A 17,689-nucleotide genomic window follows, 5' to 3' on the forward strand; every position below is an offset into this window, starting at 1 on the left:
ATTCCACCCTCGGCTACCTCAGCCCAGTCGACTACGAGCAGCAGACCACCGCTAGAGTGCTGCTCGCCGCATAACAGCCCGGTGTCCACGCTTCGGGGCGAGCCCCCGTTCATCTCCTCCAACACGGCCACCGCCTCCATCAGCTCGCCCGTGCCCAGCCCGCCCTGGAAGTCGATCGCGGCCAGCACGTTCGGGGTGAACTGGCGCAGATAGGTGTAGGAGGGCTCCAGCTCCGACAGCCGGCCGTGATCGCAGGCAGCGGCTTCCACGCATCGGAGGTGATCTCCCACAGCCGCTGCATGCCGATCCGCTCGCGCAGCATCCCGCCCACCTCATCATCCGGGATCGACCAGTCGGCCAGCACCGGCAGGATCGACTCCATCACCAGTTGCCGGGCCTCACCCTTCTTGGCCCGCTCGACCAGCGCCTCATCCGTCTTGGACTTCGCCCGCGACTCCCGCGCCGACACCGCCTGGTCGAGCTGGTCGACCGCGGCCTGCGCGACGAACGCCAGCAGGATCGGGAACTGGCGCTCCTTGCGCCGCTCCAGCCCCTGGTCGGTCGAGCGGCGCGCGACCTGGGCCAGAAACCGGCGGCGCTCGTTCGGCAGCACCGACACGTCCATTTGGTGGGCGTCGATCGCGCGCAGCCAGGTCAGCTTGTCGATCGCGGTCTTCACCGAGGTCGCCGAGGCGTCCCGGGCCGGGCTGACCAGCCACTCCAGCCGGGTCGTCCCCAACCCCACATCCACGACCAGCATCCGTTCCAGATCGGCGCGGACCTCCGCCGTCAGCAGGTGCCCCACCAGCTACGAGATCCGAGGCCGCCTTGCGGGCCGTGGCGACCATCTTGGCCAGGATGAGCGCGCCGGGCCGGATCACCTTCGCCGCCACCAGATACTCGCGCGCCAGGTTGAACAGCAACGTCGGCGAGTCGTGCTCCATCGCCCAGCAGGAACTGCTCCAGCTCCTTCATCGCCTGGCTACCCGCCGGAACGGTCTGCCACTCCAGATACTTGGCGACCAGGCCCAGATGGTCCGAGCGCGTCTGATCACGCTTGCCATATAGCCGCAGCGCCACCGGCACTACCCCAAGCCGCTCCGCGACCCGGGCCACGGCCGCCGGCGGTGCCGAACCCGAGCCACGGCAGCGTGCAGAGCTGGACCAGCATGCCCAGCCTGTCGACAGGCCCCGCCCGCTGGGACTCACGAACGCCACGTCAGCCGACGTCGGCATGAAATACCGGATCAACTCATCCGCGCTGATCTCCGGGAACGAGCGCAACTGCTCCTCGGAGAACATCTTCTCCGACATCGCACCACTCCACGTGCCGTACCAAACAAAACCGGAACGAACGTAGCGACAGTGATCATCGACCCGCCACAGGAGATCCAACTCCTTCGTTACCGCAGGTCAGACGCTACTTCGGTGAAAATTTGTCCATTGCTACCGGGACCCTACTGGGCACGGACATCGCCTACCTGCCGGTCACCGATCTGGAGTCGCTGGTGTGGCGGAGGGAGGCGGAGAGCGAGCCCATCCGGGCCCTGGCCGGGATCATCCGTGACCTGGGCCCTCTCCCGGTTCTTGATGTCGTCGGTCACCCTCGGGTGGGATCTGATGCCAAGCGGGCCGGGTGTTGCCTGGCTGTACGCCAATTCGCGCTGTTTCCGATGGGCAGGTGAGTGGCGGCGTCGCAGTCGTAGGAGCCGACCCGGACAATTACGAGAGGTCGAAGGGGGCGGGAGAGTGGCCTTCCCAGATCTGGCGGGATGCCTGTTCGGGGTAGGGCAGAGTCTTCGACTCGGTGTCCAGGACGCGGGTGAGGTGCCCGCCGGGCCGGTGGGCGGACCAGCCCGCGTCGCCGGTGGTGACGAAGCGGACCCATGCCTCCTGGAGTTCGCGGGAGAGCGCCACGGCCTCGGGAGTGGGCTCCTCGCCGATGAGCTGGGTACCGACGGGGCTGTCCAGCGTGCCGAACGCCAGGGGCACGTCGAGGCTGTGGCAGGCGCCCAGGATGCCGCCGAGGGCCGGGGCAACCCAGCACAGTTCGAACAGGTACGAGGTGCCGCCGGCTGCGGCGTTCGCCTCGGCCAGCTTCTGTGACGGCATGCGGAAGAGGGCGTCGGAGTACACCGTCTCCACCAGCTCCTCCGGGCCTGCCTGCGGGAACGCGGCACGGTAGGCCCGCGCGCCGTCCGGCTGCGGGGCGTGCAGTTCCAGGGCTGCGTGGGCGTCCTCCTCGGTGAAGGTGCCGTACCGTCCGCTCATGACGCTGAAGTACCGGAATTCGTCCCGGGTGTGGCCGACGAGCAGTTCGGTCCCGCTCGCGCGCGCGCCGGTCAGCGCGGGCCAGGGCGTTTCCGGGAGGACCTCGCCGTCGACGACGGGGCACAGCGCGGTGCCGGTCTCCGTGAGGCGTCCCCAGCTCTCCCGGTGCGCGTGGAGGCCGGCGTTGAAGGAGGTGAGCTCGGCGGCCAGGTGCCATGGATCGATGTCGCGCAGGGCCTCGGCGGTGGGGGCCGGCGCGCCGAGCCGGTCCGCGAACGCGGCGGTGACCTGCCGTGCCAGCGCGGGGGTGCTGTGCAGCCCCGGCACCGAGTGGGCGATGGCCCGCCGGAACAGGCCGCGCGCGGACTTCATCGTCAGCAGGGCGGCGACCGACCCTGCCCCGGCAGACACCCCGGCCACGGTGACCTGGCCGGGGTCGCCTCCGAAGGCGGCGATGTTGCGCTGCACCCACTCCAGTGCCGCGATCTGGTCGAGGAATCCGCGGTTGGGCGGCGCGTCGTCGAGGAACGCGAATCCCTCCGCGCCCACGCGGCAGTTGATGGTCACCACGACGAGTCCCGCCTCGGCCAGCGCTGCCGGGTCGAACATCGGGTCGCTCGACGCCGCCGAGAGGTAGCCGCCCACGGGGATCCACACCAGCACCGGCAGTCCCGCCGAGCCGGGATCCGGAGTGCCGACGTTGAGCGTCAGCCAGTCGGTGCCCTGCGGGGGCACGTCGATCGGCAGGGACAGCGGCACCACGGGGCCGAACTCGACCGCCTGCCTCGTCCCCTCCCAGCGGTGCGGCGGCGCGGGCGCGGCGAAGCGGAGCGCTCCGACCGGGGGCTGGGCGTAGGGGATGCCGCGGAACACCGCGTGCCCCTGCCGTCGGCGCCCCTGCACCACGCCTTCCGTGGTCCGTACCCTTGGCTGTTCGGACATGACGATTCCTTCCCTCGAGTGGACCCCAGGATTATGGGTCAGGTGTATTATGTCAACCGTATTGGAACAGTCCCGGGGTACGAGGGGAGGCCGGCGATGCCGAAACAGGTGGATCACCGCGGACGCCGCGAAGCGATCGCCCGCGCACTGTGGCGGGTGGTGGAGCAGCGCGGCGTCACACAGCTGACGATGCGCGTGGTGGCGCAGGAGGCGGGCATGTCACTCGGGCAACTGCAGCACTACTTCGCCTCGCGGACCGCCATGCTCTCCTTCGCCATGGACTTCGCGTCCGAGCAGACCTCGGCGCGCGTACACCAGGAGCTCGAAAAACTCGGTGACCGTCCGCACCCCCGCGACGTGCTGCGACTGACGCTCGCGGAAATGCTCCCCCTGCATGCCGACGCCCGTGCGACCAGCCGGATGAGCGCCGCCTACGTTCTGGAGGCGCTGCACGACGAGGCCGTGCACGAGCAGGCGCGCCGCGGCCTCGTCCAAGGGCGGGCCCTCGTCGAGCAGTTGGTCCGCCAGGCGATCGCCGACGGGCACATCGACTCCGGCCGCGACCCGGCGACCGAGACCAACCTGCTCCTCGCCCTCACCGGCTTCACCTCCCTGATCGAACTCGACGTGATCGAGCCCCAGGACGCGCTCGCCGCGATCGACGTGCATCTGGACCGGCTGTTCAGGAGTACGTGACCTGCCCCGGACACGGGGGCAGGGGGGACAAGATCAGCTCTGGCCCGGCCGCCCCCCGGCCTGGTCCACGACGCCGATCGCGACGCGAGTGAAGATCGACCAGGTCGCTCCCTTCTCGATGCGTCATTCCAGATGGGGATGAACGGGAGCCTGCTTGCCGTCCTTCATGGTGAACTTCCGGGCGCCGTTCGGCTTGGGGTAACGCGGCCGCCGACATCCGCCCGCACACCGGCCGCGCCGGCCTGGGCTACGACGGCCTCGCCATCTAGGAACGTCGCCCCTGGCTGGCGGCTCGGTGACGGCGGCTCGACGGCTGATCCGGGAACGCTGGTGGCCGCCACGACAGCGCTTGGGCCATCGCTCTGTTGGTGCTGAACGCGGCGCGCGAAGGCGGCGCGGAGGGTGTGCAAGGGCCGCTCGACGATGTGTCTCACAATCAGACGACTTGAGTACAGAATCGCGGGAAACCGCAGGCGAGAGTGGTAGAGCGCCTGGGGCTCGAACCCAGAACGTACGGATAAAGCGCGATGCCGCCGCGGTCGCGCCGGCCGGGCGCGACGGCGCGCTACCGCAGCGAAGGGCCTGGCGTAAGCCCGAACGGGCTTACGCCAGGCGACTTACCCGGTGAGGTCGCTCTTGTAGAAGACGGTCGCCCGGAACTGGTCAGGGCTGCCACTGATCTTGCTGGAGAAGCCGAACGCGAGGCGCGGGCCGCCCGACGATCGCCAGATCGCCATTCCCTGAGGTTCGCGACCGGGCAGCGACTCGCCCGCTCTCGTCCGGTACACCTGCTCGACCGAACCCCCGGCCTTGTTCATGTCGAGACGGACCAGGTAGGACGGCTTGGCCGGGTCGGAGGGCTTGGCGGGCGGACCGCCGAAGGAGAGGTACGCGTACTGGCCGTACGAGGTCATGCCCTGGAAGTGGTCGGAGTCGGAGAGACCGAGTTGGGCGTTGGTCGGGAGGGCGCGCTTGGCAAGGATGGGGGTGGTGTCGCTGATGCCCTTGTTGATGACGGCGGGGAGGTCGAACAGTGCCAGGCGCCACGGGCTCGTCGTCCCCATGTACCGGACGAGCAGTCGGTTGGTGTAGGGATCGATCGACGGTCTTGGACAGTCCCGGAAATCAGAGAGGCCTATCGGGAAGTTCCAGATCCCCGCGTCCTTCGTGTAGTCGAGCTGGCCCCCGTCCTTGTACTTGATGCGGCAGATCGTGTGGCTGTTCGGGGCCGTACCTGGGGACAAGCTCCTCCAGTCGCCCGCGAGCCACACATACGGAGATCCAGACGTGTGCGGCTGGATCGCCATCGACGAACCGTGGTCGAACCCGTGGAGCGCCATGGCGCCCAGCACCTTGCCGCTCAGGTCGGTCCTGGTCATCCAGAGATCGCCGTTCTTGCTCCCGACCTTGGTCTGCACGAAGTAGATGTGCCCGTGGACGTGGTCGAAGGCGAAGGACTGCATCGCCCAGTAAGGCTGGTGAAGTGTGGCCCGCACAACGGGATCGCCGCCGGCCCCCTCGAATGCGAAACGCCGTGAGGTCGGGACGTCCGCGGACGCCGATTCACCCGAGAACCAGGAAAGGCCGCTGGCGGCGGCTATCCCTGTACCGGCTCGGAGGAGTACGCGACGACTTACGGCAGACGTTCCGCCGATTTGGGTAGCTTTGCGCAAGTACCTCACCTTACTGGCCGTTCGGTTGATTAGGTTGATCGCGATCAACCTAATCAACCGAACCGATGGGTGTCGACAAGATGGACTGCGGGCGAAATATGGGCACTTCACGCGCCAGAAGCAGGTCAGCGCCCCTCCCCCGCCACCGTCCTGCGCATGCTCCAACGCTTGTGGCCGATTCCAGGAAGCCAGGCGTCTCGGCACCGTGCTTGCCCACAGACGTGAAGGGCGCGTGAACGCCAGGTTGAGCGCGGCCACTTCGTGGCACCCCTATGGGCAGATTCCGCCCGGCGACGGACACCGCGGCGGCGTGGGCACGCCCGCCGAGTGGCTACCGCGCCGCCCGGCACGGTGATCAACGCCTTACGGGAAGTCCGGTACCCAGGCTGCCCATTCGGTGAATGATCTGATTACTGAGAAAATTCACTCGGCCTGAGAACGGACGCAGAATCCGCGCCGGCCCCGAAAGAACGCACAAGCTCTGAGTCGTACCTCGGGCGCCGGGGTGCAGATCGTCCAGTGCCACAGCAAAGGTCAGATGGAGCCGACGTGAGTTCGTTCTCCGGGAATCGGGTCGCCTGTCATTCTCGACCCGGCCCCGATATCCGCACCGGAGAGATCAGAGGCTGATCGGCCGCCAGTCCTGCTCCCCATGGGGACCGCTGCTGTGACTGGCGGCGGCAACGGACGGGCACAGTTGGCTGTTCGCATTCTGCAGCTTTATGTCGTGCGCGCCGTAAGTCCTGTACCAGCGCTGCTCCGGACCGCCATTGGCCGTGCTGCCGTTCTCGATGGCCAGACACTTTCCCGAGGAGCCGTAAAAGGAACCGAGCCGGAATGGAGTCGCGGCGTTGACCGGCACCGCGCCGACAAGCGGCGCCACCATGGCGACCCGCAGCCTTGCCCGAAATTCCGCTCACAAGTTCGCCTTCCGAGGAATGGCCTGAATTCTTAACCAGGTTGTCGATTGTTGATGCTGTGTCCATGTCGATGGTGGCGCGAGGAGACGACGTCACCCCGACGACGGCCCAGCGCCATCCGCCCCCGGAGTCGGCGAAGGAGGGCATAGGGCAGCACGGCGGCCTCTTCACCCGAGATCTCTCGCGATCAAGCAGACCAGTTCCACTGCCCGCTGTCCAATATCGATTCGAGTCGATCATCGATAGCGAATCGGATATCACGCCTGATCATCTCGGAATGCCTGGACCACCGTACGGTCCGGAAGGGTCCCACCTCCGGACCGGCCAAGATCCAAGGCTTCGGTCGGCGGGGGCGACTTGCCAGGCGGGCAGGCTCCGACCTGGCCGGCGGCCGTGACGGCGGCCCTGCCGGACACCACGCCGTTTTCCCGAGGCTGATGACCTCGGCCATCGCAGACCACGCCCACGTACTTCCCTCTCAAGATCGAGGGGTCTCCTTTCTCGGGTATGATCGCCGACAAGCTTCTCCTCCGAGCCATTCATCTGGCATTGCCTATCGCCGGATTTCTGATGCATCGGTGGTAGATCAAGCACTGTTCACGGCATTAGATGTCTGACGCTTCAAAGCGTTCTGGTGCCACGCCCTCTCATTCGGAAGGTTTTTCTATGACCATTTCAAGTTTCGCTCGTTCCGCTGCGATGGCCCTCGCAGGTCTGGCCCTGGCCACGACGGTCTCTGGCTGTGGGGGTGGCGACAGCACTGCGGATAGTGCCAGCACCGGGAGCGTCGACAAGGCCGCCCTGATCACCAAGATGAAGGAGAATCCGGCCTCGAAGGACATCCCGGATGCAGTCATCGACTGCATGGTCAGTGTCATGGTGAAGCACGGTGACCAGGCCACATTGCAAGGCATTGTGGATGGCAAGGTGAACGTCGACAACGACTTCAAGGCCTTCGGCGCGAAGGAGAAGCAGGTCGACGAAGAGATAAACAAGTGTCTCTAGCCTCGATGATTCACGAGTTTGGGTGGCCGCGCCCGGCGCGCGTTGCAGTTGCCAGCCCAGGGCCAGGTGTAGGAGATCTCGATGGTGCGTCATCGTCGGCCGCTGACCGGGCGGGCGCCGGCGTGTAGCAGCGTGTAGCGCAGGTCGACGGTTCGGCGATGGCCAGCCTGGCCTCGCAGCACAGCAGGCGAACCCAGGTGAGCAGGTCGCAGCCGATCGCGGCGGCGATGCGCCGGGAGGGCAGGCTGGCCAGCCCTGTGTTCTTGCCGCAGTGGATGAGGTGCTCCACCCGTGCATGGACGCGGTGGCGCACCTCGCCCTGCCGCGGCGGCAGTGTGCTGGTCGCGATCGGCTGGTACGCCAGCCGATCGCTTCTCGAAGTCAGTCAATTTGGCGCCGGAGGCGGGCTTCTCCTGGCGCACCAAGAAGCGAGAACAGGTCCAAGCTCAACATCGCTGAAGTATCACTGTGAATGAAGTATTAACACCCTCCAGGAGAAGATCGACGGCTTGGTGGTATTCGCGGGGCTTCTTGGTGCCGATGGAGGCCTCTACCCGGTCCCAGGCTGCTTCGAGTCCCTGGGCAAGCCGGTTCAGGTGGAGTTCCCGGCCTGCCGTCGCTCGTGTTCCTGGCGGGCCTGTTTTCGGCGGGCCGGGCCGGCTCCTGTTGCTCGCGGGCGTGGCGGCGGACGGCGGCGGGGTCCAGCAGTTCCGAGCGAACCCTTGTGGCGTCATCGTCGATCACCCGCAACAGCAGCGCGTCCGTGCGCTTGGCGGGCAGAGCGCCGATCCAGCCGGCCAGGGCCTTGCGATCGTGCTGTACGGCTTGCGCCGGCCGCGAGCAGGTCGTGCTCCAGGAGCAGGAAGTCGGCCAGGGCCCGTTGCGGGCGGCCGTGCCGGGCGCGAGCGCTGTCGTGTCGATGCTGCACGACCAGATCGATGCGGCGGTCGCCGACGCCGCGGGGCGGGGGCTGCGTGTGGTGGCAAACGTGGCCGTCGGCTACGACAACCTCGACGTGACAGCGCTGCGTGAACGCGGCGTCGTCGCGACCAACACCCCGGGCGTGCTGACCGACGCAACCGCCGACCTGACCATGGGGCTGCTGCTGGCGGTGACCCGGCGGCTCGGCGAGGGAGAGCGGCTCATCAGGGACGGTCGCCCCGTGGCGGTTCACGCTGGAATTCATGCTCGGCTCGCAGGTGACCGGCAAGCTGCTCGGCGTGGTGGGGCTGGGCGAGATCGGCCGCGCCGTGGCCCGCCGGGCCCGCGCGTTCGGCATGCGCGTCGCCTACACCGGCCCCCGTCGTGCCGATCCGGGGGTGGAACGCGAGCTTGACGCGACCTATTTGTCTCAGGCTGACCTGCTGGCTCGCTCGGACGCGGTCACCCTGCACTGCCCGCTGACCCCGCGCACCCGCCACCTGATCGACGCCGCGGCGCTGTCCGCAATGAAGCCGACCGCTTTCCTGGTCAACACGAGCCGCGGCGCGGTCGTGGACGAGGCGGCCTTGGTGGAGGCGCTCAGAAGCCACACGATCGCGGGCGCGGGGCTGGACGTGTTTGAGGACGAGCCGCGGGTTCACCCCCGGCTGCTCGAACTCGACAACGTCGTGCTCGTGCCGCACCTGGGCTCAGCCACCACGGAGACGCGGACGGCGATGGCGCGGCTCGCCGCCGACAACGTACGCGCCGTGCTCTCGGGGGCCCCGCCTCTGACCCCGATCACCGGCTGAACTGAGGGCTGAAGGATGGGTTCTGAGGGCCGCCCACCGATCGCCGACGCTCCACCACTGCGCCTGCCGAGGACGTGGAGATTCTCGTCCTGCGTCACCAGCTCGCCGTCCGCGGACGGCAACTCGGCGCTGACACCAGAGTGAGATTCGCGCCCGAGGACCGGGCCTTTCTCACCGCGCATGACCTCGTTGCCGCGCGAGGTCATGCGCCGGGTGCGGCTCCTCGTCCGGCCGGACACGGTGCTGCGCTGGCACCGCGATCTGATGAAACGGCGTCATGCCCGTACCTGCCGCGCCAAGCGACCTGGGCGCCCGCCCAGGGTCCGCTCCGTCCGTGCCCTCATTCTGCGCCTGGTTCGGGAGAACCTCGCTGGAGCTATCGGCGGGTGCACGGCGAGCTCACCACCCTCGGTGTCGAGGCTGTCGCTCTCAGCGGGCAACGCCAGTACGTCCTGGCGGTCATCGAGCACGCCACCAGGCGCGTCCGTGTGCTCGGCGCCACCGTTCACCCGAGCGCGAACTGGGTCATCCAGGCGATCAAGAATCTGGTGATGGATCTGGACGATGCGGGCTGCCGGGCGCGCTTTCTGCTCCGAGATCGGGATGGAAAGTGCCCTGCGCTCATGGATGAGGTCCTCGCCGAGGACGGCACCAAGACGGTGCTCACCGGTATCCGGATGCCGCGGATGAACGCGATCATCGAGCGGTGGGTGCAGTCCTGCCGCCACGAGCTTCTCGACCGCTGCCTCGTATGGAACGAACGCCATCTTCGGCACGCCCTGCGCGAGTACGAACGCTTCTACAACCAGCACCGAGCCCACCGAACCCTGAACCAAGCAGCCCCGCTGCGTCCCGCCCCTGACGCGATCACCGATGCCGGGCGAATCATCGACCTGAAGAACCGACGGCGAGACCGGCTCGGCGGAGTACTCAACGAGGACTCGCATGCTGCTTGACCTGCATGGATGAAATTTTCGACAGGCGCACAGCCTTCGATGACAAAGATCACGCGGGCGATCGCTGCGTCGACCTTCCCCGCCTCGGAGATCGTCGAGGCGCAGTGGGTTGCCGAACGGCGCGGTCTGGAGCGTTTCCGGACCGAGCAGCCGCCGTACTCGATCGTCAACCAGAGCATCGAACGAGAGATGCTGCCGATCTATCAGCGCTACGAGATGGGCACCCTGGTCTGGAGCCCGCTGGGCCAGGGCCCGCTCACCGGCTGCTACCGCAAGGGGTAGCAGAGCCGCTCGCTCTCTTCGCCCGAGATCCCCCAAGAGAGCACCGACACGGGTGGGCGAGCGCTGCTGGGTCCCGGAACAGAGCACGGGGCGGGAGATACGAATCGGGCAGCTATGATCCCTGGACCGCCGATCGAATATGAAAACGGTCACCAGGGATCACTGCCGTGAATCTGTTCTGAGCTTCGCCTGCCCCGACGACGGGCCCGTACCGGTGCGAGATCCGCGCCAGCGCCTCGCACCGGGGGGCATCAATTCAACTTACTCAGCCGGAGTCGCGTCCCAGCCAATGTCACCGGCCGGAGTCGCGTCCCAGCCAATGTCACCGGCCGGAGTCGCGTCCCAGCCAATGTCACCGGCCGGAGTCGCGTCCCAGCCAATGTCACCGGCGCTGGCGGCAGGCGCCATCGCCATGGTCGCACCGAAGAATGCCGCAGACGCGGCCAGCGAAAGAACGATTTTCTTGGTATTCACAGATTCTCCTAACTTTCCGATAAGTGGAACACTTTATACGCGTTCCCCGATTCGGTTGAACCTGGCCCAGGGTATAGATATTCCATAATGTGCGTCAACTGCGGCGATCGGTTAATTCCCACAAAGTGGAGAGGTTACAGAAAACCATCGCCCCGCGTACCCTCGCGGATGCCGCCAACAGCATCGAGCACGGAGCTGTTCCGGCGCACCGTCGCAGGTCCACTGGATGGCCCCAACCATTGGCCGTGCCTTGATTTCGAGCTCCGCTTATTGTCGCTGTATCGATGTCGATGGTGGGCGCGAAAGGACAATGCCGCCTCACGTGACGACCTGGTGCATCCACAATCGGCGACGGTGAATGCGGGCACAGGGCAGCACAGCGGAATCTTCGTTTTCACTTCTTCGTGATCAAAGCACACCAGCCAAACGGTCCGCTGTCCAATATCGACATTAGTCGATCATCGATATCGGATCGGATATCACGCCTGGCTCAGCATGCCTGGACGCCGCGCGATGGTCATGAACATCACATCCTCAACCAGCGGTGACGCGGTTCGTCGGGCGGCGTGGTCGGATCGCGACGGCTCAGCGTGTCCCGCTCGGAAACCCGGGTTTCGCGCTGCGAGCTGGGGCTTTGCCGCGCGATCAGGTGCGGTTGCGACCATCGGCGAGGTCGGAATGCTCGCGACCTGCTCCAGGCTGGGCAGCCTGCCTGGGAATGGCGGGCCGCGTTGCCGCAGAAGCCTCTGGGACATCGGCCGCGCTATCGGCCGATGTTTCGCCGGGATGGCAAGAGCAGGTACCTCCGCCAAGCGTTGACGGCTGGGAGAAGGCAGCGCTCGGCTGGTTGTTCGATCACCTTCCTGCCGACTACCGCAAGCACCCTGTATTCACCGAGCATCCTGCGGTGCTCGCTGATGCTGCTCTTGTGCCCCTCCAGCACGCCTACAGCGCGGTCGTCGGTGGATACCGGGCGGCCGTCGTAGATCTGAAACCCCATCTGCCTCCCCACGTGCCGGCCGAGGTGCTCGGTGTGTATCGGCAGGAACGTGAGCGGATCATCCGGTGCGGCCGGGCTGTCCCCGTCGTCTCGCAGGCACTGCGGAACCGGGAGACCGGCTGAGCCTGTGTGCGGCCGCGAAGCAAACCTCGGCGGACGCCCGCTGATGATCATCGGCGACATGCCGCACACCGTGCTTCGCTGCCGCGCGAACGGCGAATCGGTGAAGGACATCCGCCCGGACCTGGTCATCTCCACCGGCGAGCGCAGGAGACGATTGCGTCCTGGCCTGGCGAGCATCGGCCACTGGCCGAGCGCGGGAAGCGGCAGGCGTATCCCAAGGCCCGTGGCAGGCCCGCTCCGACTTCGCCGTGCTCCACGCGAGCACCTGATCGGCACGGTCTACCGGCCGCATCATCGCTGGCCAGCGATATCCGCCGATTTTCGGCCGCAACTACGGCTACCCCATCCACTCAATCTCGGAAGTACACTCCAGGTGACTTCTCGATAAGGCGTCGTGGGGCATTTCCAAGAGACCGGTCCGCTTCTGAGATTACCGAGCTTGCCAGTTGCGGCAGCTTGACCATGGCCTCCGGACGAGCCTTTTACGGCCAGCCCAAATCACCGTAGGTGAACACCCTCGGAGAGTCACATGAGTGCTGCCCGCGGGGTCCGGCCGCTGGGAGGCGGAAAGCGGCCAGGACAATTCAGGCGACCCGCACGTGCACCTTGACGCGCCGTAGTGCAGTACGCCGAGGAGGTTAAACCGGACACGATTTCCGCATTCTCAGAAATCTTGACATTATTGTATGCGGTCGTCGGGTGACTCTGAAAGCGGCGAAGCAGAAGACTTTGATGGCGCCTTTTCTCGGTCATCCTGATCAGGCCGAGACCTTCCGCGTAGCCCTCGTCCAGGTACTCCACCACCAGGCGCGGGGTGGAGGAGCGCCCGTTGACGGTGAAGGAGTTGCAGTCGGAGCGCTGGGGCGGCTCGCCGGAGGCGCCGACCATCGCGACCGGTCGGACGGCCACCTCGGCGGCGGCCCGAGACTGCCTCCTCATAAACCCGCTGGGGACGCGCGTGCCGGCTTATTCTGACCAGGCTGCCGTTGCGGCGCCATCCCTCCCAGGAAGGGTGATGTGAGGTATTCACGACGTAAGAAGTCACCCCCTCGCGGGCCGCAGAAAGGCCGCGCAACCGTGCGGGGAAAGGGATTCTGGGCTGCGGCGATAACGGCGGTAACCACCATCGTCGTCGGTGTGGCCACAGGTCTGGGCACCTCTGCCGGTCAGAAATTCCTCGGCCTGGGTGAGAACAAACGGCCCGCCCCCATCGGCCCGCCGATCAAAATCACCAAGGTCACCCTGGTGCCGCGGGACACCGACCAGACCTGGGTCTTTCCCGATCCGCTGAGCGGGCAGGCGCTCGACAAGATCAATGGCGAGTACGCGGCGTTCAAGGATCACGACGAGATCCTGCGTTCAAGCGGAGCCGTCGAGACCGGTGTGTCCACGGTGGAGGTGGAAGTGGAGGGAAACCGCGCCAAGGACGTACGGATCACTGACATCGCCGTCGTCCCGCGATGCCGGGCGCCATTACGCGGCGCGCTCTTCTACTTCCCGCCGCAAGGAGAGACCGAGACCGTTCAGATCGGCTACGACCTCGACAGAAGGCCCTCCATCGGGCAATATCCGAAAAAGGACGAGACCGATCCGTTGCCGCAACTCACGGGCAACTACTTCGCCGACCAGAAATACGTCCTCAAGCTGGCCGAGCAGGCGACGTTCCGGCTCTCCGCGGTGACCCGCGGCCAGTACTGCGAGTACCACTTCGAGCTGAAATACATCGCGGACGGGAAACCCAACTCCCTGCTCATCAACAACAACGGCAAGGATTTCCGCGTGTCGGCGCTGATCGAAAAAGACCGCACACTCGACTGTTCCGCCTACGGGCAACGATACTCACCCGGAGATCCGGGATGGAAAAGCATGGACACCTCGCCATGCGCCGGCTGATCGCCGCGGTGCTCGCTGTCACGACGATCGCCTCGTGCGCGGCGGACAAGCCTGCCGCCAAATCCGCGGCCGCGCCTCCTCGGGACTTCCGGGTGACACTTCTGCGCGACGCGGTCCACCACGGTGTGGCGCTGAGTGCGGACGCCGAACGCGCCGTCATCAGTTCCGTGAACCTAGAGGCCAAGCCGCCGCGCGGTTCCGTGGCAGTCTGGGATCTGAGTGACCCGCTGCGTCCGCGTTCCTCCCCGCTGATCCCCGACCGGGGAGGCACGGACGTCGAGGTGGCTCTCAGCGGGGACGGCAAGCACGCCGCCACCTTCACCATCCTGGGGCAGTTGACCCTCTGGGATCTCACCGACCTCGCGAAGCCCTCCTCACGAACACTCACCACCAAAGGATTACGGGACTTCGCACTCAACCATGACGGCCGCTACGCCGTGTCCAGTGGCGACGAGGGCGTTCATTTCTGGGATCTCACCGACCCTGACAGACCACGGAAGCGCCAGCTTCTGGCTCGCGGCAAATACGATGACAGCTCCTACGCGGTGGCGCTGAGCGGCGATGCCAGGCGCGCCTTGGTCAGCCCCGTCCTGAAATACAACGGGGGTGAAGTCACCCTCTGGAATCTGTCCGACCCCACGCACCCGGAGGCGTACGTGTTGCTACGCAACGTCGACCATTACGCCGCCAACTCCGTCGCGCTCAGCGGTGACGGCAATCATGCGCTGATCGGTTTCCACCGCTGGACGACGTACGACGACCTCATCACCTATTGGGACCTGCGTACGTGGGACAAGACCGAGCTGAGACCGATGACCGGCTGGGAGATCATCCCAGAGGCCGTGGAAAGCGCCTGGCAATGGCAGGTCTCGCTGGACCAGTACGGGAAACGCGCGCTCATCGCCAAGACCTCCTACGTGCCAGGGCCCGAAGGACCCCCCTACACCAACAAGAGCGATGTGCGGTTCTGGGCACTCGACAGCCTGGAGGGCTTCGGCAGGTTCAAGCTCACTCCTTGAGCGTATTCCTCGCGGTTGAGGGCATCGGTAGCCTCACATCCGGCTTCAGCCTTCATCGTTGGAGCAGGGCCGTAGCGTTCTCGGCCGGCATGGCGACAGCCCGTACTTTCGGCGTGTGCTGGAGGGTGTGCGCATCCAGCGCCGCGGGCTGGGCTGCCCGCGTAAGCGTCCCGGGCGTGTGCTGGCCGACAAGGCGTACTCCTCTCGTGCCAACCGCGCTTACCTGCGCCGACGCGGTATCAGGGCAGTCATCCCGATCAGGAGGGATCAGCAGGCCAACCGCCTCAAGCGCGGCAGTAAGGGTGGGCGACCGCCCGGGTTCGACACCGAGCGGTACAAGGAGCGCAACGCCGCCGAGCGGTGCGTCAACAAGATGAAGGGCTACCGCGCGGTGGCCCTTCGCACCGACAAGCGCGAGCGCATCTACCAGGGCACCGTCGACGTCGCCTCGATCAGGATCTGGCTCCGTGACCCGGTTCAATGGCGACACTGCCCACACGGTAGAGAGGTGGTCGTCGATGAGTGAGAGGACGGAAGACGTGGATGTGTATGAAGCCGTGGACAGCCGCCGGGCTGTGCGGGCGTTCAGCGACGAGCCCGTGCCCAAAGAAGTACTTGAACGAGTGCTGACCGCAGCGACGCGGGCTCCATCGAGCGGGAACCTCCAACCGTGGCATCTGTACGTTGTGGCCGGTGAGCCCTTGGCCGAACTGAAGAAGCATGCGACGGCCAGGGCACTGGCAGGAGACCCGGGCGATGAGCGGGAGTATCCGATGTACCCGGCAGAACTGACATCGCCGTATCTGGACCGCTTCTCCGCCGCTGCTGCCCAGCGGTACAAAGCGCTGGGAATCGAGCGCGACGACCCCGACAGGCCCATGAAGATCGCCGCTTTGAACTCGGAGGCGTTCGGGGCGCCAGTCGTACTGTTCTGCTACCTCGACCGGACGATGGGGCCCGGGCAGTGGGGGGACGCGGGGATGTACCTACAGACGGTCATGCTGTTGCTGAGGGCGGAAGGGTTGCACAGCTGTCCCCAGGTGATGTGGACGATGTATCGCAAGACCGTCAGCCGCGTAGTCGGAGCCGATGACACGCTCGTGCTGTTCTGCGGTGTCTCGGTGGGATTCGAGAAGGAAGACGTGGCACGGCTGCGTACTGAGCGCGCGGACATGACGGAAACAGTGAGCTTCGTCGGAGCGTGACCGTCGGGCGGTGAGGATCTACGGGACAGACCGTAGCACCCGGCCCGAATGATCGTCAGCATCGAGACCAGACCCGGGTGGGTGGTCCGACCGAGATTTGGACGTGACTCCGAGACGAACTCAGCGCATCGATCTCCAACGGCACGCTCAGGCTTCACCCTGAGCTGCTCAAACTGCGCTGATACAACTCAAGGTTCGTTGTCACAGGACAGTACCGTGACCGGGCTACGAGAGCAGCCCGACCAGACGCTCCAGGCCAAGGCCGAGACCGCGGCGGCACCGCGCGCCCGCACTGGGCCCGGACGTGATTCTCGATCTGCCAGGGCTGCTCACCGATCACCTGCGTGCCGCCGGCGCCGAAGCCGTCCGCCAGGCCCTCGCCTCCGGGCAGTTCATCCGCCGCGGCTGCGGCTACTCGGTCCGCAGCCCGCCACCGGTGGCCGCGCTCAGTCGCCGGCCAGCGTCCCGCCCAGAGGGGTGCGCTCGTAGCGCACGGATCGGCCGGTCCGCGTCCGCGTGACCAGGCCGGATTCGCGCAGCACGGCCAGGTGGCCGCCGACTGCGCCCAGGCTGAGACCCAACTGGCGGACCAACTGCGTGGTCGTCGCGGGCACCGCGAGCGCCCGCAGCACCTGCGCGCGATGCGGGCCGACCAGCCGCGCCAGCGCCGCCGCACCGTCCTGCGGGGGCGGCGGCCCGAGCAGGTTCGCGACGCCACGCGCCGGATACACCAGGGCGTACGGCCAGGGCGGCTCGACGTAGCTGATGAGGGTGCCGAAGACGGTCGGCATCAGCAGCAGTCCCTTGCCGCCCAGCCGGTGCCGCTCCCACCCGTTCCGGGGGCCGGTGCGCACCTCGATCACACCGTCGGCCCCTTCGGAGCGCCAGCCCACCCGCGGATCCAGGTCGGACAGCGCCGTGGCCCAGCCGTACATGGCGAGGTGCCCGGCGCGGTGCACCAGGTCGCGCTCCAGCACCGTACGCAGCCGCGGCCAGTCGGGCTTGACCAGCGCGTGCCAGGTCGCCTCGATCGCGTCCGAAAGCCGGGTGAGCACGTCGGGGGCGGCCAGGAGCTGCTGGACGTGGCGCGGCGGCGTACGCAGCCCGACCAGGTTGCGGGCGATCTCCGCGCGAACCTGGCCCGGCGGGGTCGCCCGCACCGCGGCGAGTTCGGCGGCGAAGTCGCCGCCAGGGCCCGAAGGCGGAGGATGGATGAAGTCGGCGTTGTAGGCGCCGCGGCGCAACAGCGCTGTCAGCGCCGCGACCGCGGGCGTCTCGCGCAGCAGCCGCTCGTACCGGGGCGCGATGCGCTCCGCCCAGGGACGCAGCGGCCCGGCCGGCTGCTTGCCCGCCGCGACCCGCAGCGCGTTCATCGCCTCACCCAGCGGCGAGATCGCGTAGCGGGTGTGCGCCACGTCGACCGGCCCGACTTCGATGGCAAGCATCTTTCGCCTCCACGCGAAAGCTTAACGCTTCCGCCCGCACCGCTCCGAGACT

General features: G+C 66.8%; 17 protein-coding genes and 1 pseudogene. 11 read left to right on the forward strand and 7 right to left on the reverse strand.

Going from position 1 to position 17,689, the window contains the following annotated elements; genetic code table 11:
* Positions 1-139: 139 nt before the first annotated feature.
* The 3 genes from ACZ6S0_RS42090 to ACZ6S0_RS42100 form a co-directional block, all read right to left on the reverse strand.
* Entirely contained in the window at positions 140-805 is a 666-nt protein-coding gene (locus ACZ6S0_RS42090) for a hypothetical protein (protein WP_465924934.1), read from the reverse strand.
* Entirely contained in the window at positions 790-1,314 is a 525-nt protein-coding gene (locus tag ACZ6S0_RS42095; RefSeq protein ID WP_465924935.1) for a DUF4158 domain-containing protein, read from the reverse strand. The genes ACZ6S0_RS42090 and ACZ6S0_RS42095 overlap by 16 nt, the downstream gene beginning before the upstream one ends.
* A 408-nt stretch (positions 1,315-1,722) precedes the next feature.
* Positions 1,723-3,213, reverse strand: a complete 1,491-nt coding sequence (locus ACZ6S0_RS42100) for a carboxylesterase/lipase family protein (RefSeq protein WP_465924936.1) — start codon at positions 3,211-3,213, stop codon at positions 1,723-1,725.
* Between the two features lie 96 nt (positions 3,214-3,309).
* Between ACZ6S0_RS42100 and ACZ6S0_RS42105 the strand changes: the two genes are divergently transcribed.
* A complete protein-coding gene (locus tag ACZ6S0_RS42105) occupies positions 3,310-3,909 on the forward strand; it encodes a TetR/AcrR family transcriptional regulator (RefSeq protein ID WP_465924937.1) in 600 nt (199 codons plus the stop codon).
* A 617-nt stretch (positions 3,910-4,526) separates the two neighbouring features.
* On the opposite strand, the gene ACZ6S0_RS42110 is transcribed toward ACZ6S0_RS42105, so the two are convergent.
* Both ACZ6S0_RS42110 and ACZ6S0_RS42115 read right to left on the reverse strand, forming a co-directional pair.
* Positions 4,527-5,372, reverse strand: coding sequence for a phage baseplate protein (locus tag ACZ6S0_RS42110; protein ID WP_465924938.1), 846 nt, complete (start codon positions 5,370-5,372; stop codon positions 4,527-4,529).
* An 829-nt stretch (positions 5,373-6,201) separates the two neighbouring features.
* The gene (locus ACZ6S0_RS42115; protein ID WP_465924939.1) at positions 6,202-6,468 is read right to left on the reverse strand and encodes an RICIN domain-containing protein; all 267 of its coding nucleotides are present in this window, start codon (positions 6,466-6,468) and stop codon (positions 6,202-6,204) included.
* A 700-nt stretch (positions 6,469-7,168) separates the two neighbouring features.
* Between ACZ6S0_RS42115 and ACZ6S0_RS42120 the strand changes: the two genes are divergently transcribed.
* The 5 genes and pseudogenes from ACZ6S0_RS42120 (at position 7,169) to ACZ6S0_RS42140 (ending at position 10,478) form a co-directional block, all read left to right on the forward strand.
* Positions 7,169-7,507 carry a hypothetical protein gene (locus ACZ6S0_RS42120; protein ID WP_465924940.1) on the forward strand — a complete coding sequence of 113 codons (339 nt, stop codon included), beginning with the start codon at positions 7,169-7,171 and terminating at the stop codon, positions 7,505-7,507.
* Positions 7,508-8,426: 919 nt separating this feature from the next.
* A pseudogene (locus ACZ6S0_RS42125) lies at positions 8,427-8,558 on the forward strand (hypothetical protein); the annotation flags it as partial.
* 133 nt (positions 8,559-8,691) lie between these two features.
* Positions 8,692-9,240 carry an NAD(P)-dependent oxidoreductase gene (locus tag ACZ6S0_RS42130; RefSeq protein ID WP_465924941.1) on the forward strand — a complete coding sequence of 183 codons (549 nt, stop codon included), beginning with the start codon at positions 8,692-8,694 and terminating at the stop codon, positions 9,238-9,240.
* Positions 9,241-9,626: 386 nt separating this feature from the next.
* Positions 9,627-10,196, forward strand: coding sequence for an integrase core domain-containing protein (locus tag ACZ6S0_RS42135; RefSeq protein ID WP_465924942.1), 570 nt, complete (start codon positions 9,627-9,629; stop codon positions 10,194-10,196).
* A gap of 39 nt (positions 10,197-10,235) precedes the next feature.
* Positions 10,236-10,478: an aldo/keto reductase gene (locus tag ACZ6S0_RS42140; protein WP_465924943.1), complete on the forward strand. Its 243-nt coding sequence runs from the start codon at positions 10,236-10,238 to the stop codon at positions 10,476-10,478.
* 261 nt (positions 10,479-10,739) lie between these two features.
* Here the strand turns inward: ACZ6S0_RS42140 and ACZ6S0_RS42145 are convergent, their stop codons facing one another.
* Complete coding sequence (locus tag ACZ6S0_RS42145; RefSeq protein ID WP_465924944.1) at positions 10,740-10,952, reverse strand: hypothetical protein; 213 nt, start codon at positions 10,950-10,952, stop codon at positions 10,740-10,742.
* A 718-nt stretch (positions 10,953-11,670) separates the two neighbouring features.
* Here ACZ6S0_RS42145 and ACZ6S0_RS42150 point away from each other — a divergent pair.
* The 5 genes from ACZ6S0_RS42150 to ACZ6S0_RS42170 all read left to right on the forward strand — a co-directional run bounded on the left by ACZ6S0_RS42150 (position 11,671) and on the right by ACZ6S0_RS42170 (position 16,192).
* The gene (locus ACZ6S0_RS42150) at positions 11,671-12,075 is read left to right on the forward strand and encodes a hypothetical protein (RefSeq protein WP_465924945.1); all 405 of its coding nucleotides are present in this window, start codon (positions 11,671-11,673) and stop codon (positions 12,073-12,075) included.
* 1,137 nt (positions 12,076-13,212) lie between these two features.
* Positions 13,213-13,968 carry a hypothetical protein gene (locus tag ACZ6S0_RS42155; protein ID WP_465924946.1) on the forward strand — a complete coding sequence of 252 codons (756 nt, stop codon included), beginning with the start codon at positions 13,213-13,215 and terminating at the stop codon, positions 13,966-13,968.
* On the forward strand, positions 13,956-14,987 hold the full coding sequence (locus ACZ6S0_RS42160) for a WD40 repeat domain-containing protein (RefSeq protein ID WP_465924947.1): 1,032 nt from the start codon (positions 13,956-13,958) through the stop codon (positions 14,985-14,987). Before ACZ6S0_RS42155 ends, ACZ6S0_RS42160 begins: the two co-directional genes overlap by 13 nt.
* 58 nt (positions 14,988-15,045) lie before the next feature.
* Positions 15,046-15,513, forward strand: coding sequence for a transposase (locus ACZ6S0_RS42165; protein WP_465924948.1), 468 nt, complete (start codon positions 15,046-15,048; stop codon positions 15,511-15,513).
* Positions 15,506-16,192: a nitroreductase gene (locus ACZ6S0_RS42170; RefSeq protein WP_465924949.1), complete on the forward strand. Its 687-nt coding sequence runs from the start codon at positions 15,506-15,508 to the stop codon at positions 16,190-16,192. Before ACZ6S0_RS42165 ends, ACZ6S0_RS42170 begins: the two co-directional genes overlap by 8 nt.
* 446 nt (positions 16,193-16,638) lie before the next feature.
* Here ACZ6S0_RS42170 and ACZ6S0_RS42175 read toward each other — a convergent pair whose 3' ends face one another.
* Positions 16,639-17,637, reverse strand: coding sequence for an ArsR/SmtB family transcription factor (locus ACZ6S0_RS42175; RefSeq protein WP_465924950.1), 999 nt, complete (start codon positions 17,635-17,637; stop codon positions 16,639-16,641).
* Positions 17,638-17,689 lie beyond the last annotated feature (52 nt).

The organism is Nonomuraea sp. NPDC051298 (assembly GCF_055586305.1).

Coding starts and splice junctions, on each gene's coding strand:
- ACZ6S0_RS42095 (WP_465924935.1), bottom strand. CDS start 1,314: ATGTCGGAGAAGATGTTCTCCGAGGAGCAGTTGCGCTCGTTCCCGGAG.
- ACZ6S0_RS42100 (WP_465924936.1), bottom strand. CDS start 3,213: ATGTCCGAACAGCCAAGGGTACGGACCACGGAAGGCGTGGTGCAGGGG.
- ACZ6S0_RS42105 (WP_465924937.1), top strand. CDS start 3,310: ATGCCGAAACAGGTGGATCACCGCGGACGCCGCGAAGCGATCGCCCGC.
- ACZ6S0_RS42110 (WP_465924938.1), bottom strand. CDS start 5,372: ATGCAGTCCTTCGCCTTCGACCACGTCCACGGGCACATCTACTTCGTG.
- ACZ6S0_RS42115 (WP_465924939.1), bottom strand. CDS start 6,468: ATGGTGGCGCCGCTTGTCGGCGCGGTGCCGGTCAACGCCGCGACTCCA.
- ACZ6S0_RS42120 (WP_465924940.1), top strand. CDS start 7,169: ATGACCATTTCAAGTTTCGCTCGTTCCGCTGCGATGGCCCTCGCAGGT.
- ACZ6S0_RS42130 (WP_465924941.1), top strand. CDS start 8,692: ATGCTCGGCTCGCAGGTGACCGGCAAGCTGCTCGGCGTGGTGGGGCTG.
- ACZ6S0_RS42140 (WP_465924943.1), top strand. CDS start 10,236: ATGACAAAGATCACGCGGGCGATCGCTGCGTCGACCTTCCCCGCCTCG.
- ACZ6S0_RS42150 (WP_465924945.1), top strand. CDS start 11,671: ATGGCGGGCCGCGTTGCCGCAGAAGCCTCTGGGACATCGGCCGCGCTA.
- ACZ6S0_RS42160 (WP_465924947.1), top strand. CDS start 13,956: ATGCGCCGGCTGATCGCCGCGGTGCTCGCTGTCACGACGATCGCCTCG.
- ACZ6S0_RS42170 (WP_465924949.1), top strand. CDS start 15,506: ATGAGTGAGAGGACGGAAGACGTGGATGTGTATGAAGCCGTGGACAGC.
- ACZ6S0_RS42175 (WP_465924950.1), bottom strand. CDS start 17,637: ATGCTTGCCATCGAAGTCGGGCCGGTCGACGTGGCGCACACCCGCTAC.